At 65.6% G+C, this 15,340-nt stretch carries 17 protein-coding genes; 8 read left to right on the top strand and 9 right to left on the bottom strand.

Annotation, left to right across the window (positions count from 1 at the left end; all coding sequences use genetic code 11):
* Position 1 precedes the first annotated feature (1 nt).
* On the bottom strand, positions 2–1,264 hold the full coding sequence (locus QTH91_RS16170) for a formylglycine-generating enzyme family protein (RefSeq protein WP_390367293.1): 1,263 nt from the start codon (positions 1,262–1,264) through the stop codon (positions 2–4).
* A gap of 95 nt (positions 1,265–1,359) precedes the next feature.
* On the opposite strand from QTH91_RS16170, the gene QTH91_RS16175 reads away from it, so the two are divergent.
* Genes QTH91_RS16175 through QTH91_RS16185 form a run of 3 tightly spaced genes read left to right on the top strand, consistent with a single transcriptional unit; the run spans position 1,360 to position 3,025 of the window.
* A complete protein-coding gene (locus QTH91_RS16175; RefSeq protein ID WP_286661124.1) occupies positions 1,360–1,818 on the top strand; it encodes an ArsR/SmtB family transcription factor in 459 nt (152 codons plus the stop codon).
* On the top strand, positions 1,710–2,216 hold the full coding sequence (locus tag QTH91_RS16180) for an SRPBCC family protein (protein ID WP_286661125.1): 507 nt from the start codon (positions 1,710–1,712) through the stop codon (positions 2,214–2,216). The genes QTH91_RS16175 and QTH91_RS16180 overlap by 109 nt, the downstream gene beginning before the upstream one ends.
* Positions 2,213–3,025: a DUF899 domain-containing protein gene (locus QTH91_RS16185; RefSeq protein ID WP_286661126.1), complete on the top strand. Its 813-nt coding sequence runs from the start codon at positions 2,213–2,215 to the stop codon at positions 3,023–3,025. Before QTH91_RS16180 ends, QTH91_RS16185 begins: the two co-directional genes overlap by 4 nt.
* Positions 3,026–3,041: 16 nt before the next feature.
* Here QTH91_RS16185 and QTH91_RS16190 read toward each other — a convergent pair whose 3' ends face one another.
* Positions 3,042–4,052, bottom strand: a complete 1,011-nt coding sequence (locus QTH91_RS16190; RefSeq protein ID WP_286661127.1) for an aldo/keto reductase — start codon at positions 4,050–4,052, stop codon at positions 3,042–3,044.
* 222 nt (positions 4,053–4,274) lie between these two features.
* Here QTH91_RS16190 and QTH91_RS16195 point away from each other — a divergent pair, with 222 nt between their 5' ends.
* Positions 4,275–5,774, top strand: a complete 1,500-nt coding sequence (locus tag QTH91_RS16195) for a nucleobase:cation symporter-2 family protein (RefSeq protein WP_286661128.1) — start codon at positions 4,275–4,277, stop codon at positions 5,772–5,774.
* A 70-nt stretch (positions 5,775–5,844) separates the two neighbouring features.
* Here the strand turns inward: QTH91_RS16195 and QTH91_RS16200 are convergent, their stop codons facing one another.
* From QTH91_RS16200 to QTH91_RS16220, 5 genes are read right to left on the bottom strand one after another with little or no spacing between them, the layout of a single operon-like run.
* Positions 5,845–6,045 carry a hypothetical protein gene (locus tag QTH91_RS16200; RefSeq protein ID WP_286661129.1) on the bottom strand — a complete coding sequence of 67 codons (201 nt, stop codon included), beginning with the start codon at positions 6,043–6,045 and terminating at the stop codon, positions 5,845–5,847.
* Entirely contained in the window at positions 6,042–6,164 is a 123-nt protein-coding gene (locus QTH91_RS16205; protein WP_286661130.1) for a hypothetical protein, read from the bottom strand. The genes QTH91_RS16200 and QTH91_RS16205 overlap by 4 nt, the downstream gene beginning before the upstream one ends.
* Positions 6,161–6,745 (bottom strand): DNA-3-methyladenine glycosylase I, encoded by a 585-nt coding sequence (locus QTH91_RS16210; protein WP_286661131.1) that lies wholly within the window; start codon positions 6,743–6,745, stop codon positions 6,161–6,163. The genes QTH91_RS16205 and QTH91_RS16210 overlap by 4 nt, the downstream gene beginning before the upstream one ends.
* A 19-nt stretch (positions 6,746–6,764) precedes the next feature.
* A complete protein-coding gene (locus QTH91_RS16215; RefSeq protein WP_286661598.1) occupies positions 6,765–7,622 on the bottom strand; it encodes an aldo/keto reductase in 858 nt (285 codons plus the stop codon).
* A gap of 13 nt (positions 7,623–7,635) precedes the next feature.
* A complete protein-coding gene (locus QTH91_RS16220) occupies positions 7,636–8,361 on the bottom strand; it encodes a transglutaminase-like domain-containing protein (protein WP_286661132.1) in 726 nt (241 codons plus the stop codon).
* 84 nt (positions 8,362–8,445) lie between these two features.
* Between QTH91_RS16220 and QTH91_RS16225 the strand changes: the two genes are divergently transcribed.
* A complete protein-coding gene (locus QTH91_RS16225; protein ID WP_286661133.1) occupies positions 8,446–9,597 on the top strand; it encodes an AI-2E family transporter in 1,152 nt (383 codons plus the stop codon).
* Here QTH91_RS16225 and QTH91_RS16230 read toward each other — a convergent pair.
* Together QTH91_RS16230 and QTH91_RS16235 are read right to left on the bottom strand one after the other, a co-directional pair.
* On the bottom strand, positions 9,545–9,940 hold the full coding sequence (locus QTH91_RS16230; protein ID WP_286661134.1) for an I78 family peptidase inhibitor: 396 nt from the start codon (positions 9,938–9,940) through the stop codon (positions 9,545–9,547). The two genes, QTH91_RS16225 and QTH91_RS16230, sit on opposite strands and share 53 nt — an antisense overlap.
* A 39-nt stretch (positions 9,941–9,979) precedes the next feature.
* Positions 9,980–10,882: a LysR family transcriptional regulator gene (locus QTH91_RS16235; RefSeq protein WP_286661135.1), complete on the bottom strand. Its 903-nt coding sequence runs from the start codon at positions 10,880–10,882 to the stop codon at positions 9,980–9,982.
* Positions 10,883–10,988: 106 nt separating this feature from the next.
* Here QTH91_RS16235 and hyi point away from each other — a divergent pair, with 106 nt between their 5' ends.
* From hyi to QTH91_RS16250, 3 genes are all read left to right on the top strand, one after another.
* Complete coding sequence (gene hyi / locus QTH91_RS16240; RefSeq protein ID WP_286661136.1) at positions 10,989–11,768, top strand: hydroxypyruvate isomerase; 780 nt, start codon at positions 10,989–10,991, stop codon at positions 11,766–11,768.
* Positions 11,769–11,825: 57 nt separating this feature from the next.
* Entirely contained in the window at positions 11,826–12,728 is a 903-nt protein-coding gene (locus QTH91_RS16245; RefSeq protein WP_286661137.1) for a 2-hydroxy-3-oxopropionate reductase, read from the top strand.
* Positions 12,729–12,895: 167 nt separating this feature from the next.
* On the top strand, positions 12,896–15,208 hold the full coding sequence (locus tag QTH91_RS16250) for an NADP-dependent malic enzyme (protein ID WP_286661138.1): 2,313 nt from the start codon (positions 12,896–12,898) through the stop codon (positions 15,206–15,208).
* Positions 15,209–15,340: the final 132 nt, after the last annotated feature.

The raw sequence follows: 15,340 nt of genomic DNA on the forward strand, positions 1-15,340 counted from the left end.
CTCAGCCGCCACGCGCTGCACCCGATGCGTTGCCGGCGGGCACCTTGGCTTGCTGCCGTGCCTTCCAGAGTTGATCGTCCATCACGAGCCGGAAGCCCAGGTGCGACATGCTGGTGTAAGGGTCGGTGCCTCGACGTGCGCTGGGGCGGTAGCTCATGCAGTAGTCCTCGTTGCAAAGGAAGGAGCCGCCGCGAGTGACCCGCTTGGGCGCATTGACCGGCACGCCGGGTTCCGAGGGATCGAAACTGTCGGTGGGCCCCAGCGGATTGTCGGCCACCTTGCCGGCCTTAATCCGGGCCTCGCGTGCGAACTGGTCGGCGCGGTACCAATCGGACACCCACTGCCAGGCATTGCCCGTCATGTCGACGAGGCCGTAGGCGTTCGGCGGAAAGCTGCCGACCGGGCTCGTTCCGACCGCCCCGCCCGCTTTCGCGCTGACGACCGGGAATGGCCGTTCCTGCTGGCCCTGCCACACGTTGGCCATCTGCTTTTGCCCGGGCGCGAAGTCGTTGCCCCAGACGTAAGTGGCTTGCTCGAGTCCGCCGCGCGCCGCGTATTCCCATTCGGCCTCGGTGGGCAGACGCTTGCCGGCCCACTCGGCGTAGGCCTTCGCGTCGGCGTAGCTCACCTGCACCACGGGATGGTCGTCCTTGCCGTCGATGTTGCTGTCCGGCCCGGTGGGGTGGCGCCAATCGGCACCCGGCACGTAGCGCCACCAACGCGAAAAATCGCTGTAGTCGACCACCGCCGGCGTGCCCACGAACACCATCGCGCCCGGCACCAGCGCGCTTTCGGGCGGCTTGGGTGTGCCTGGCGGCAGTTGCGGCTTGAGGGTTTCCCAGTCGGGCGGAAGTTCGGCGGTCGTCTTGTAGCCGGTCGCCTGGACAAATTGGCGGAACTGCGCGTTGGTGACGTGATGGCGGTCCATCCAGAATCCGCTCACGCTCGCCGGGTGCGCCGGGCGTTCATTGGCCTGCGCGACCTTGCTCTCGCTGCCCATCATGAACTGGCCGCCCTCGATCCAGACCATCTCCGCAGGCCCGCTCTTGCCGTCGCCCAACACCACTTTGGGGCCAGCGGGCTTGGCGGTCATCCAATGGACTGCGCCATACCCGCCCGCCGCGCAGGCGACGACGACCAGCCCCGCCAGCAGGCCTTGGCGCCGCGTGCTCTTGGCCGGCGCCGGCGCGTTGGCATCTGCAGGCTTGGCATTTGCCGGCACTTGGCCTTGCTGACCGGAAGATGAAGGGTTGCGACGACTCATCCGCGCACTGTAGCAAGAGTGGGCATCAGCGCCACGCTTGTGGACGTATGCAAGGACGCTTGACATGCCTTCCGATCGGCTCAATACTGAACCTTATGGTTGAGTTTAACGATGTTGTCGACGAGGCCGATCTGGACCGTGTGTTCGCCGCCCTGGCCGATCGCACCCGGCGCGGCGTGCTGCAGGCGCTCGGCACCGGCGAGCACACCGTCTCCGAACTGGCCGAGCCTCATGGCATGTCGCTGACGGGATTCATGAAGCACCTGCGCGTTCTCGAAGACGCGGGCCTCGTGGCGCGCACCAAGCAAGGCCGCGTCGTCAGTTGTGTGCTGTCGCCTGCGCCGCTGCAAGAGGCCGCCGTATGGCTGTCGCGCTACGAGCAGTTCTGGACCGAGCGTTTCGACGCCCTCGGCCGTTACCTGGACCAGCAAAAGGAGTTGCAAGCATGCCCGACACCGCCACCGACGAGCGCCCCGTCCTCCGGCTCCAGCGCGAGTTCGAAGGCGTCGACCCGGCCCAGGTCTGGCGCGCGTGGACAGACACGCAAGCGCTGAGCGCCTGGTTTTGCCCGGCCCATCCGAAAGACATCTACCGGGTGGAATGCGACGTGCACGTGGGCGGCCGGTTTTGCATTGGCTTTCGCATGCCCGACGGGCAGGCGCATGAGGCGAGCGGCAAATATCTCGAAGTGGCACCGCCGCATCTGCTGATGTTCACCTGGGCCTGGCGCGATGCACCGGAGCGCGAGTCGCTGGTCACCATACGCCTTTCCGATAGCGCGAGCGGCACCCGCATGGATTTCGAGCACGCGCAGTTCCTCGACGAGGCGGAGCGTGATTCGCACGAAGGCGGTTGGCGCCCGGCGTTCGACAACCTGGCCAACTTTCTGGTGGAGCTGCGCACTGTCGCAGCGCCCTTGTCCAACAAAGGCCGAAAAGGAGCCCCGTCATGATCATCAGCACGCCAGCACGTCGCATCGCTTCGCGAGACGAATGGATCGAGGCCAGCCGCCGCCTGGTGGCCAAGGAAAAGGAGCTCACCCGTGCCCATGACGCCCTGGCACGCGAGCGCCAAGCCCTGCCTTGGGTACGCGTCAGCGAACCCTACGGCTTCGACACCCTCGAAGGTCGACGCACGCTCGCAGAATTGTTCGGCGACGACAGCCAGTTGATCGTCTATCACTTCATGCTGGCGCCCGGCGATGAAGCCGGCTGCATCGGATGCTCGTTTCTCGTCGACCAGATCCAGGGCGCGCTGGTTCATCTGCGCAACCACGGCGTTCGTTTGGTGTGCGTGTCGCGCGCTCCCCTGGCGCAGATCGAGCGCTACCGCCAACGCATGGGCTGGACGGTCGATTGGGCCTCGTCCAACGGCAGCGACTTCAACTACGACTTCGGTGTTTCTTTCCGTCCCGCGCAGATCAAGCGTGGAGAAGTCATCTACAACTTCGCAAGCCAGGCACCGTGGGGCGAGGAAGCATCGGGCGTCAGCGTGTTCTTCAAGGACGAGCAAGGCACGGTGTTCCACACCTATTCGTCGTTCGGACGCGGCGGCGAAGCCTTGCTGCCGGCCTATGCCTTGCTCGACATGACGCCACTCGGCCGGCGCGAGCCCGAGGACGGGCCCAAGATGACCAGCTGGGTGCGCCGGCACGATGAATATCCGGCGCCGGCATCGCAAGCGACATCACAACCGGCGTCGAAGCCCGCATCGAGCCTCATGGCGGCCTTCGCCCAGGCGCCGAGCGGATGCTGCGGGTGAGGCGGCGCTGCCGGCATCAGCGTGGCGCGTCGCCCTTTCGGTAGTCGGCCGTCAGGGCGTCGAGACGCTGCTTCAGCGCAGGATCCAACGTGTAGCTCGCGGCGGCAATCGTGGCATCGAGCTGATCGGGCCGACTGGCTCCGAGCAAAGGCGCCGTCACCCCTGGGTTGGCCATGACCCAGGCGACCGCCAGCGTGGCCAGCGGCACGCCCGCCTCGTCGGCCATCGCGCCCAATTCGGCCACGGTGTCGAAACTGCGCTCGTTCCAATAGCGGTCCTGGTACATGCCGCCGGCTGTGCCGAGCGTAAAGCGCGTGTGATCCTGCGGCTTGTCCCCGCGCCGGTACTTGCCGGTGAGCAGCCCGCCCGCCAGCGGGTTGTAGGGAATCACGCCCAGGTCTTCTTCGGCGGCAAGCGGAAGCAGCTCGCGCTCGATCTCCCGAAACAACAGGCTGTAGCGCGGCTGCACGCACACGTAGCGCGTGAGCCCGCGCAAGTCCGCCCGGCCGAGCGCACGGGCCAATCGATAGGCGAGGAAGTTCGACACCCCGATGTAGCGGGCGCGGCCCGACTTGACGATGACGTCCAGCGCTTCGAGGCTTTCGTCCAGCGGCGTCTCGCGATCGTCGCTGTGCAGTTGGTACAGATCGACGTAGTCGGTCTGCAGGCGCTGGAGCGACGCGTCGATCGCATCGAGCAGGTGCTTGCGCGAAGCGCCCTGGTTCCACGGATGCGGCCCCATCTTCCCGACGGCCTTGGTGGCAATGATGTAGTCGCCCCGCGCGCCGGCGCCCTTGGCCTTGAGCCAGCGACCGATGATCTCTTCGGTGCGTCCGGCGGTCTCGAGCGTGCCGCCCAGCGGATAGACATCGGCCGTGTCCAGGAAGTTGATGCCGGCGCCGGTCGCCTTGTCGAGGATCTGACCCGACACCGCTTCGTCGGTCTGCAGACCGAAGGTCATGGTGCCCAGCGCCAGCCGGGAGACGATGAGGCCGGTCCGGCCCAGGCGTGTGGTGGGGATGCTCATGCGGCGTTCGCTCCTGCCAGAAGGTTCACCGGCATCATAAGCAGCCGGGCTGCAAGCCGCAGGGGCGCCCTCTGCCCAGAGGCTTTGCAGCGACCCGGTCCACTCCGATAATTCGGGTTTTCCGCCATACAAAGTGCATTCTGTCGTGTATACAGTTTTGGGTACAGACACTGTTCACACCTGAATCCTGGCACCCGCCCGCCACTCCGAGGAGTTCACGCCATGTCGGTCAACCACGCAGCCACCGCATCAAGTGGCGTCCACCCCGTCGACCAGCACCTGCCGCTGGGCAAGGTCACGGCCCTGGGTCTGCAGCACGTCCTGGTGATGTATGCCGGCGCCGTGGCGGTGCCGCTCATCGTTGGCCGGGCGCTCAAGCTCAGCCCGGAAGAAGTCGCGCTGCTGATCTCTGCCGATCTGTTCTGCTGCGGCATCGCCACGCTGATCCAGTCGCTGGGATTCACGCAGTGGTTCGGCATCCGCCTGCCGGTGATGATGGGCGTCACCTTTGCCTCCGTCGCGCCGATGGTCGCCATCGCGAATGCCAACGGGGGGCACAGCGGCGCACAGCTTCTGTTCGGCTCCATCATCGGGGCCGGCATCATCTCGATCCTGATCGCGCCGATCGTCAGTCGGATGCTGAGGTTCTTCCCGCCCGTCGTGACCGGAACCATCATCACGGTCATCGGCATTTCGCTGATGCGCGTGGGCATCAACTGGGTCTTCGGCAATCCGGTAGGCCCGACGGCGCCCGCCATCGTGGACCCGGTCTATTCGAAGTGGCTGGCCGAGGTCACCTCCCCTGGCTCGGCGCTGCCCCCGGTGCCCAAGGGCCTGGCACTCATGCCCACAGTGCCCAACCCGAAGTACGCCGATCTCGGCGGTCTCGGCATCTCCGCGCTGGTGCTGATCTCGATCCTGTTCATCATCAAGTACGCACGCGGCTTCATCGCCAACATCTCCGTGCTTCTGGGCATCGTGATCGGCGCGGTGGTGGCTGCGGCCATGGGCCTCATGACCTTCGAGAAGGTGGCTCGCGCCAAATGGTTCGACGTTGTGCTGCCGTTCCACTTCGGCATGCCGCAGTTCGATCCCGTGCTGATCCTCACCATGACGCTGATCATGATCGTGGTCATGATCGAATCGACCGGCATGTTCCTGGCGCTGGGCGAGATGACCGACCGCAAGGTCAGCCAGCAGGACCTGGCGCGCGGCCTGCGCACCGACGGCCTGGGCACGCTCATCGGCGGCATCTTCAACACCTTCCCCTACACCAGCTTCTCGCAGAACGTCGGGCTGGTCGCCGTGACGGGGATCCGCAGCCGCTTCGTCTGCGTGGCCGGCGGCATCATCCTGGTGGTGCTGGGCCTGCTGCCGAAGATGGCCGCATTGGTCGAATCCGTTCCGACGGTGGTGCTCGGCGGCGCGGGCCTGGTGATGTTCGGCATGGTCGCCGCCACCGGCATCCGAATCCTGGCCGGCGTGGACTTCAAGACCAATCGCTACAACCCGATGATCGTGGCCGTGTCGATCGGCGTGGGCATGATTCCGCTCATCGCGCCCAACTTCAAGCAGTGGATGCCGCACGCCATCCATTCGCTGATCGAATCAGGCATCTTGCTGGCGTCGATCTGCGCCGTGCTGCTCAACCTGTTCCTCAACGGCGCCAAGCAGGACAACGAAGCCATCGTCAACGCCGCCAAGCAGGCCGAAGCGCATTGAAGGCACATTGAAGGCGCATTGAGCGCCTGACGCTATGCAAAAGGCCCGGCGGGCAACCACCGGGCCTTTTTCATTCGTCCAGGAATCCGCCCCGGAAAAAGCACCACGCCGTGCCATCGTGCAGATAGAAGTGGCCGTCGGCGCAGAAGTCCTTGCCGGGGAAGAATTCGCGATAGGCCTTGGGCACCAAACGGGCCAGTTGCTCGTCATCGAGCTCTTCGAATTCCTCGGGCGTGATGGGCTGCCCGACCCGCAGTCTTCGGCCTGTCATTGGCGGCCTCCGGCTTCGGCCTTCGCATTGAGCGCTACCGCCCGTTGATAACCGTCCGGGCCCTGCAATGTGCCTGCATCGCCGACCCCGAAAGCGCTGCGTGCGACGCGCGCCTTCATGAACGTGCCTTCTGCCTGGTGGTGCGCCACGCGCATCCTGCCGCGTGATCGTCGACGATGCCGACCGCCTGCAGCCAGGCGTAGACGATGGTCGGACCGACGAACTTGAAGCCGCGCCGCTTCAGTTCCTTGGACACGCGTTCCGACAATTCAGTGCTCGCCGGCAACGTCACGCCGTCGCCCTGCAGCACCTTGCCGCCGGTGAACGACCAGCAGAAGCCCGAAAAATCTTCGCCACGGGCCGTCATGTCGTTGTAGATGCGCGCTCCCTGGATGGTGGCCTCGATCTTGGCGCGCGAGCGGATGATGCCTGCGTCCTGCAGCAGGCGTTCGATGTCTTGCTCGCCCATGCGCGCCACGCGAACCGGGTCGAACCCGTGAAAGGCCGTGCGAAAGGCTTCGCGCTTGCGCAATACGGTGATCCAGGACAGGCCGGCCTGGAAGCCCTCGAGCATGAGGCACTCCCAGAGCGCCCGGGAATCGCGCTCGGGCCGACCCCACTCCTCGTCGTGATAGGCCTGCATCTGCGTGTCGTTGCTGGCCCAGGCGCAGCGCGGCGTGTTCGTCTTGCTCTCGGTCATCGGGTCGTGTTCGTTGTCTTCAGATCATGGCGAGCGGGCCTTTGCGCCGCGGTGGCGGATGCAGGCGATCGATCTGCGCCAGCACATCGTCACCAAGCACGAGCGAAGCCGCCGCCAGGTTGTCGGCCAGATGGGATTCACGCACCGCCTTCGGAATGGCCAGCACGCCCGGGCGGGAGAGCACCCAGGCCAGCGCCAGTTGCGCAGAACTCACACCGAGCCCCTGCGCGATCTGCGCCAGGCCCTTGTCGCTCGCCAACGCGCCTTGGTCGATGGGGCTGTAGGCCATCAAGGGCATGTTGCGCTGTCGCTGCCAAGGCAGCAGGCTGTGCTCGAGCCCGCGCTCGGTCACCGAAAAATAGACCTGGTTGGCGACGCAATCGAACTCGGCGCCGCAGGCCTCAGCCAGTTCCTGCAGATCATCCACATCGAAGTTGCTCACGCCCCAGCGCCGGATGCGACCGGCAGCCACCAGTTCGCGCATGGCATCCACCGTTTCGGACAGCGGCACGCTGCCGCGCCAGTGCAGCAGGTACAGGTCGATGTGGTCGAGCCCGAGCCTTTGCAGGCTCTGCGTACAGGCTTGCGGCAGGCTCTTGCGCCCGGCGTGATGCGGGTAGGCCTTGCTGACGACAAAAAGGTTCTCCCGAGCAACGTCGCCAGCACGCATGGCGGCAGCCAGCGCCTCGCCGATCACTTGTTCGGCGCCACCTTCGCCATACATCTCGGCGGTATCGATCAGGCGATAGCCCAGGTCAAGGGCGCAGCGCAATGCGGCCAGTTCGGCGGCGCGCTGTGAGCGGCTTTCTCCCATGCGCCATGTGCCCAGTCCCAGCGAGGGCATCGTGCTGCCATCGAGCAGGCGAATCGTCGGTATCGTCGCCACGGCCTCAACCCGCCCGGGCCTCGGCCGCGAAATCGGCGGCCGCGTCCTGCTGATGCCACATGCTCGTCGGGTAGTAGCCGGCAAACTCCGAAACGATGCGCGCATGCGGCAGGTCTGACCACAGCCCATGGTCCTTCAGATAGCTCATGTGGCGAGTGCCTGCCGCGTCGAACTGCTGCAGCAGCGCATCGTCCCGTCCGTTGAACTCGGTCGGCGGCACCTTCAGCAATGCGCACAGTTCAGCGTTGAACGCCGGTGAGGCCTTGACCCAGCGGTCCTCCAGCCACAGCGCGACCCAGCCATGGTGCAGAAAGACTTCGCGCCCTCCCATTGCTGCCTTCATGCGCGGCGAATTAAAGTGGTTCACCACGTCCGACAGGCCCATCGCGCTGGGAATGCCAACGCTTCGAGCGGCCGCGGCAAGCAATACCGCCTTGGGGATGCAGTAGCTTCTGCGGCTTCGCAACACTTCGCTGGCCGAGAAGGCTTCGGGCTCCAGGCGGATGCAGTAGGGGTCGTAGCGAATCTGGTCGCGCACCGCATAGAACAGGCGCACGGCCTTGTCGGTCGGCGTCGACCCCCCGACAGTGGCATCGTGGGCAAACTGCGCCACGGCGTCATCGTCGAAGTCCAGGAAGCGGGTGGGTGCCAGGTACAGCGGGCCCGGCGTCGGCCAGTCGTAGGGCGTGAACTCGATCCGTGCGGGGCGCTGCGATTCGGGATTCGTCATGCGCAGCATGTTAGTGCGCCTTGGGCCGATGTGCCGGCGCTCTCCCACACGCGCGCGAAGTCCAGTGGGCTACAGTCGCCCCCCATGAGAAACGCCCGGCTCCAGCGCAACTGCTTTCTACTGCTGCTTGCCGCAGTCACCATCGCCTTCGGCTGGATCCTGTTGCCCTTCTTCGGCGCAGTAATGTGGGCAGTGGCACTGGCCATCCTGTTCACGCCGGTCTATCGGCGTTTGACCCGCATGCTCAAGGGCCGCAGCAACCTCGCCGCACTGATCACGTTGACGGCGGCGCTGGTGATCGTGGTCCTTCCCCTTGTAGGCATCGCCATCTCGCTGGCGGGTGAGCTGACGAAGTTCTCGCAGCAGTTGCGAACCGGCGAGATCAGCATCAGCAACTACTTCCAGCAGATCACGGCCATCATCCCGCGATGGGCACTGGATCTGCTCAACCGCTTCGGCCTGGGGAATTTCGAGGCGCTCACTTCCAAGGTGGCCGCGGGTGCGGCGGCTGCCAGCCAGCGCATCGCCACGCAGGCCGTCAACCTCGGGCAGAACGCATTCGAGTTCCTGGTGAGCGTCGGCCTGATGCTCTACATGCTGTTCTTCCTGCTGCGCGACGGCGCGCAGCTTTCGGTGACACTGCGCGACGCCCTGCCCTTGGCCAAGCCGCACACGCGCTTTCTCGGCCACAAGTTCGCAACGGTCATTCGCGCCACCATCAAGGGCAACATCGTGGTGGCCATCGTGCAGGGTGCGATCGGTGGGCTTGCTCTGTGGGGCCTTGGCGTACAAGGTGCGCTGCTGCTGGCCGTTCTGATGGCAGTTCTGTCGCTGCTGCCGGCGGTGGGCGCCGGCCTGGTCTGGTTGCCCGTGGCCATCTATTTCCTGGCGACGGGCGCCATCTGGCAGGGCGTGACGCTGATCCTGATCGGCGTGTTCGTCATCGGCCTGGTCGACAACGTGCTGCGTCCATTGCTGGTGGGCAAGGACACGCAGATGCCCGACTACATCGTGCTCATGTCCACGGTGGGCGGCATCGCCCTCTTCGGCATCAACGGATTCGTGATCGGGCCGGTCATCGCCGCGATGTTCATGGCAGCCTGGCAGGTGTTCGCCTCCTGGGACAACGACACCGTGGCGCCGGCGCTCGAAGATGCCAATGTTGCGCCTGCGCCAGTCGTCGTTACCCGCAGCGAGCTCCCACCATCTTCCCCTGCGGATCCACCTCGAGGATGAGACGCAGCGGGTCGGGCGGCGTCGGCATGGCCTGGCCGCTTCGGACGGTGACGGCCTGATCGGCGCCCGTGCGGTCGCGCGCCTGCTCGAGCATCTGGTTGTCGATCGCCTGGCCCAACGCAAAGCGCGCCTGCGTCGCATCGCAGCGCCGCTCGACCTTGACCATCTCGGGGGGCGGCGGAAGTTGAGGACCCAGGGGGCGTTCAGAGGGCGGCGGTGCGGCGCACCCAGCCAGCATGGTCATGCCGACAAGCGCGGCCATCCCCGCCAAGTGCGCGACCACAAAGCTGCAAGGCCCCTCCTGCGCAGGCACATCGACGGCGGAATTCGGACTTCTTCTCATGGCTACCTCCTTCTTTGTCTCTGGCTCCGGAGCCACAGCCTAGCGCGTCCACCAAGGTCCGTCGAATTGCCCTTGCAGGAACGCAACAAAGCTTGACACTTTGCCGGGCACCAGTTTCGGCGAGGGGAAGACCGCGTGAATCTCCTGTTCGGCCAGGCCATGGTCGGGCAAGACCTCGACCACGGCGCCGGCACTGATCGATTCGCTGGCCACGTAGCGCGGCATCAGCGCGATCCCCAGGCCGGCGCGCGTGGCAGCGAGCACGGCGGAGAGATTGTTCGAACGCAGGCGTCCCGACACGGGAACGGTCACGCGCTCGCCCTTGGGTGTCTGCATGAGCCAGACGTCGTCGCCCACCACGCTGCTGTAGATCAGCGCCACGTGGCTGCTCAGGTCTTGCGCACGGCGCGGTGTGCCGTGCTTCTTCAGGTAGTCCGGCGCGGCCACCATGACCCAGGGGTTCATGCCCAGGAAGCGCGCGCCAAGCGACGAGTCGGCCAGCTTGCCCATCCGCACGGCCACGTCGATGCCTTGCGCCACCAGATCGACATAGCGATCGTCGAAGCTCAGGTCCACCTGAACTTGAGGATGGCGCGCCATGTATTCGAGCGCCAGCGGCACCACCACACGACGGCCGAAAGCCACCGAGGTGCCGATGCGCAGCAGCCCCTGTGCCTGCGATTGACGCAGTCGCACGATGCTGTCCGCATCCTGAGCATCGCGCACGATGGCCTTGCACTTGTCGTAGTAGAGCGCGCCCGCCTCGGTCAGGCTGACGCCACGCGTGTTGCGGTTGAGCAGGCGCACCTTCAGCCGCGACTCGGTGGCCGCGACCTGCTTGGTCACCGTGGGTTGTGTGGTGTTGAATTCGCGCGCGGCCTTGGAGAAGCTGCCGGTCTCCACCACGCGCACGAACATTTCCATCGCAAGCAGTCGATCCATGCCCGGATGCTAGAGCATTTATTCCAATGCGGAATAGCTTTTATGGCCGAGCGTCGTCTTCTGTTGCAAGGCGACCCTGCATACATTGGCCGGCGAAGGAGTCAACATGCCAAAGTTCGCAGCCAATCTCACCATGCTCTTCACCGAGCTGCCTTTCATGCAGCGCTTCGAGGCAGCCGCCAAGGCCGGCTTCAAGGCGGTGGAATACCTCTTTCCCTATCCCTTCCCCAAAGAAGAACTGGCCGCGGCGCTGAAGGCCAATGGCCTGGTGCAGGTGCTGCACAACCTGCCAGCCGGAGACTGGGACGCCGGCGAGCGCGGCATCGCGTGCCATCCGGATCGCGTCGACGAGTTCCGACAAGGTGTGCCTCGCGCCATCGAATACGCCACGGCCCTGGGCTGTGCGCAGGTCAACTGCCTGGCCGGCAAGCTGCCCGCGGGCGTGAGCGAGGCACAGGCGCGCAAGACGCTGGTCGACAACCTGCGCTTTGCCGCCGAGGCGCTGCGCGGCGCCAACATCCGCCTGCTCATCGAGCCGATCAATGTGTTCGACATCCCCGGCTTCTTCGTCAATCGCACCGATCAGGCGCTGGCCATTCTGGACGAAGTCGATTCGAGCAACCTCTTCGTCCAATACGACATCTACCACGCGCAGCGCATGGAAGGCGAACTGGGCAACACGCTTTCCAAGCACCTGGCGCGCATCGGCCACATCCAGCTGGCCGACAACCCGGGACGCGGCGAGCCGGGTACGGGCGAGATCAACTATGCGTGGCTGTTCAAGCACATCGACGCCATCGGCTACACCGGCTGGATCGGCTGCGAATACAAGCCGCGCACAACCACTGCCGAAGGGCTGGGCTGGCTCCAGACAGCGTCGGCCTGAGGGGCTCCGGCCGCGCATCCGTCACGACTTCAATTCCATAGAGACACAAGGAACGCAATGACTCAAAGCAACCAGAAGATCGGCTTCATCGGTCTGGGCATCATGGGTGCGCCGATGGCCGGCCACCTGGTGGACGCCGGACACCAGCTCTTCGTCAACACGCATGGCGCCGTCCCGGACACGCTGGCCAGCCGGGTGACCACGTGCAAGAGCGGGGCCGAAGTGGCCCAACAGGCCGACATCGTCTTCCTGATGCTGCCCGACACGCCCGACGTGCAACTGGTGCTGTTCGGCGATGGCGGCGTGGCCGCAGGCCTGTCCAAGGGCAAGGTGGTGGTGGACATGAGCTCCATCGATCCGATCGCCACCAAGGGCTTCGCGGCCAGGATTCGTGAATTGGGCTGCGACTACATCGACGCACCCGTCTCCGGCGGCGAGGTGGGTGCCAAGGCGGCCAGCCTCACCATCATGTGCGGCGGTGACGAAGGCGTCTTCGGCCGGGTGCGTCCGCTGCTCGAGAAGATGGGCAAGAACATCACCCTGGTGGGCGGCAACGGCGACGGCCAAACCACCAAGGTAGCCAACCAGATCATCGTGGCGCTGAACATCGCGGCCGTGGGCGAGGCGCTGGTGTTCGCCTCCAAGGCCGGTGCCGATCCGGCCAAGGTGCGCCAGGCGCTGATGGGCGGCTTTGCCTCCAGCCGCATTCTCGAAGTGCATGGCGAGCGCATGATCAAGCGCACCTTCGAACCTGGTTTCCGCATCTCGCTGCACCAGAAGGACTTGAATCTCGCGATGACCGGCGCGCGCGCCCTAGGCGTGGCCCTGCCCCAGACCGCCAGCGCCGCCCAACTGATGAACGCGTGCGCCGCGCTGGGCCACGGCCAGGCCGACCACAGCGCGCTGGTCCGCGCGCTCGAAGCGATGGCGCAGCACCCGGTGATGCCCGACGCCACCTGAGCGAGCGCTTCCGAGGCGGTCCCACGGACCGCCCACGCGGACAGGCATTTCGTTTCATTCGCGTGTAACCCCACTCGAAAGAGAGGCACCGCTTGCGGTAGCCTCTCTTTTCGCGTTTTCGAATCCCGATTTCAATTTCAACCACAACAAGGACCCAAGGAGAGACCATGGCCCAAAATGAACTGTCACCGGCCGAGCAAGCCCTGCGCGAAGCCGCCCGCGACTATCACCGCAGCCCCACGCGCGGCAAGATCTCCATCACGCCCACCAAGGCGCTGCTGAACCAGCGCGACCTGTCCCTGGCCTACTCGCCCGGCGTCGCCTATCCGTGCCTGGACATCGAGGCCGACCCGGCCAAGGCCTATGAGTTCACCTCGCGCGGCAACCTTGTGGGCGTGGTCACCAACGGCACCGCCGTCCTTGGCCTGGGCGACATCGGACCGATGGCGGCCAAGCCGGTGATGGAGGGAAAGGGTTGCCTGTTCAAGAAATTCGCCGGCATCGACGTGTTCGACATCGAACTGGCGGAGCGCGACCCGGACAAGCTCGTCGAGATCATCGCCGCGCTCGAACCCACGCTGGGCGGCGTGAACCTCGAGGACATCAAGGCGCCAGAGTGCTTCTACATCGAACGCAAGCTGCGCGACCGCATGAACATTCCGGTGTTCCACGACGACCAGCACGGCACGGCCATCATCTCGGCAGCGGCGCTCATCAACGGGCTGGAACTGCAGGGCAAGAAGATCGAGTCGGTGAAGATCGCCGTTTCCGGTGCCGGCGCCGCCGCCATTGCCTGCCTCGATGTCATGGTGGGCCTGGGCGCGAAGGTCGCCAACATCTACGCCTGCGATTCGAAGGGCCTGATCTACGAAGGCCGCGCCGGCGGCTTCGACGAGTCAAAGGCGCGCTTTGCGCAAAAGAGCACCGACGCGCGCACCCTGGCCGACGTGGTCAAGGGCGCCGATGTGTTCCTGGGCTGCTCCGCAGCCGGCGTGTTGAGCGCGGACATGGTCAAGTCGATGGCCGACAAGCCGATCATCCTGGCCCTGGCCAACCCCGAGCCCGAGATCCGCCCCGAACTGGCCAAGGCCGCGCGCCCGGACTGCATCATCGCGACCGGCCGCTCGGACTATCCGAACCAGGTCAACAACGTGCTGTGCTTTCCCTACATCTTCCGCGGTGCGCTCGATTGCGGCGCCACGAAGATCACCGAGGAAATGAAGCTCGCCTGCGTGCGCGAGATCGCCGAACTGGCCAAGGCCGATATCAGCGAAGAAGTGGCCAATGCCTACGCCGGCAAGGAACTGTCCTTCGGGCCAGACTACATCATCCCCACGCCCTTCGATTCGCGCCTGATCCTGCGCATCGCGCCGGCGGTGGCGAAGGCGGCGCAAGCCTCGGGCGTGGCCACCCGCCCCATCGAAGACCTGGCCGCCTACCGCGACCAGTTGACCCGCTTCGTCTATCACACGGGCATGTTCATGCGTCCGGTGTTCGCCGCCGCCAAGCTGGCCACGTCCAAGCGCCTGGCCTATGCGGACGGCGAGGACGAACGCGCACTGCGCGCCGCCCAGTGGGCAGTGGACGAAGGTATTGCAACGCCGATCCTGGTGGGCCGACCGGCGGTGATCGAGGCGCGCATCAAGAAGGCCGGCCTGCACATCAAGCCCGGCGTCGACGTCGAGGTCACCAACCCTGAGGACGATCCGCGCTTCCGCATCTACTGGGAGGCCTTCCACAAGCTGATGGCGCGCAACGGCGTCACGCCTGAAGCGGCCAAGGTGATGGTGCGGCGGTCCAACACCACCATCGCTGCGCTGATGGTGCACCTGGGCGATGCCGACGCCATGCTGTGCGGGTTGGTGGGCCGCTTCGACGCGCACCTGGAACACATCCGCAACATCATCGGCCTCAAGCGCGGCGCGCCGGGCTTCGCCACGCTCAATGCGCTCACGCTGGACAGCCACACCCTCTTCGTGGCCGACACCAACGTCCATGAAGACCCGAGCGCCGAGATGCTGGCGGGCATCGCCGGCATGGCCGCCGAGGAAATCCGCCGCTTCGGCCTGCCACCGAAGGTGGCGTTCCTGTCGCACTCCAACTTCGGCACCTCGACGCGGGCCTCGGCCAAGAAGATGCGCCTGGCGCGCGACCTGTTCGCGCAGATGGAGCCCGACGTGGAATGCGACGGTGAGATGCACGGCGACTCGGCGCTGTCGGCGAGCGTGCGGCGCAATGCATTGCCCGAAACCTCGCTCACCGGTGACGCCAACCTGCTCATGTGCCCCAACCTCGACGCAGCGCACATCCTCTACAACGTCTTGAAGATGACGGGCGGGCACGGCGTGACGGTTGGCCCGGTACTGCTGGGTGCGGCACGGTCGGCCCACGTGCTGACCCCCTCATCCACCGTGCGCCGGGTGATCAACATGACGGCGCTGGCGGTGGCGAACGCACAGGTGCCGGCGAGCCATCGCTGATGGCTTGGCGCGGTCGCGCGGTGCCGCGACCGCGGTCTACTGGTACGAAAGGGTGATCGTCGAGCGCGCGGTCACGCTGCCGGGAACACCTATTTCGGCCAAATCTAAAAACTCACGAACTGGCCTCTCACA

The sequence above is a fragment of the Variovorax dokdonensis genome, from assembly GCF_030316895.1.
Lineage (GTDB): Bacteria > Pseudomonadota > Gammaproteobacteria > Burkholderiales > Burkholderiaceae_C > Variovorax > Variovorax dokdonensis.

Bases quoted from the DNA above. Each gene is read 5' to 3' on its own strand.
- QTH91_RS16170 (WP_390367293.1), bottom strand. From the start codon at position 1,264: ATGAGTCGTCGCAACCCTTCATCTTCCGGTCAGCAAGGCCAAGTGCCG.
- QTH91_RS16175 (WP_286661124.1), top strand. From the start codon at position 1,360: ATGGTTGAGTTTAACGATGTTGTCGACGAGGCCGATCTGGACCGTGTG.
- QTH91_RS16180 (WP_286661125.1), top strand. From the start codon at position 1,710: ATGCCCGACACCGCCACCGACGAGCGCCCCGTCCTCCGGCTCCAGCGC.
- QTH91_RS16185 (WP_286661126.1), top strand. From the start codon at position 2,213: ATGATCATCAGCACGCCAGCACGTCGCATCGCTTCGCGAGACGAATGG.
- QTH91_RS16190 (WP_286661127.1), bottom strand. From the start codon at position 4,052: ATGAGCATCCCCACCACACGCCTGGGCCGGACCGGCCTCATCGTCTCC.
- QTH91_RS16195 (WP_286661128.1), top strand. From the start codon at position 4,275: ATGTCGGTCAACCACGCAGCCACCGCATCAAGTGGCGTCCACCCCGTC.
- QTH91_RS16200 (WP_286661129.1), bottom strand. From the start codon at position 6,045: ATGACAGGCCGAAGACTGCGGGTCGGGCAGCCCATCACGCCCGAGGAA.
- QTH91_RS16205 (WP_286661130.1), bottom strand. From the start codon at position 6,164: ATGAAGGCGCGCGTCGCACGCAGCGCTTTCGGGGTCGGCGATGCAGGC.
- QTH91_RS16210 (WP_286661131.1), bottom strand. From the start codon at position 6,745: ATGACCGAGAGCAAGACGAACACGCCGCGCTGCGCCTGGGCCAGCAAC.
- QTH91_RS16220 (WP_286661132.1), bottom strand. From the start codon at position 8,361: ATGACGAATCCCGAATCGCAGCGCCCCGCACGGATCGAGTTCACGCCC.
- QTH91_RS16225 (WP_286661133.1), top strand. From the start codon at position 8,446: ATGAGAAACGCCCGGCTCCAGCGCAACTGCTTTCTACTGCTGCTTGCC.
- QTH91_RS16230 (WP_286661134.1), bottom strand. From the start codon at position 9,940: ATGAGAAGAAGTCCGAATTCCGCCGTCGATGTGCCTGCGCAGGAGGGG.
- QTH91_RS16235 (WP_286661135.1), bottom strand. From the start codon at position 10,882: ATGGATCGACTGCTTGCGATGGAAATGTTCGTGCGCGTGGTGGAGACC.
- hyi (WP_286661136.1), top strand. From the start codon at position 10,989: ATGCCAAAGTTCGCAGCCAATCTCACCATGCTCTTCACCGAGCTGCCT.
- QTH91_RS16245 (WP_286661137.1), top strand. From the start codon at position 11,826: ATGACTCAAAGCAACCAGAAGATCGGCTTCATCGGTCTGGGCATCATG.
- QTH91_RS16250 (WP_286661138.1), top strand. From the start codon at position 12,896: ATGGCCCAAAATGAACTGTCACCGGCCGAGCAAGCCCTGCGCGAAGCC.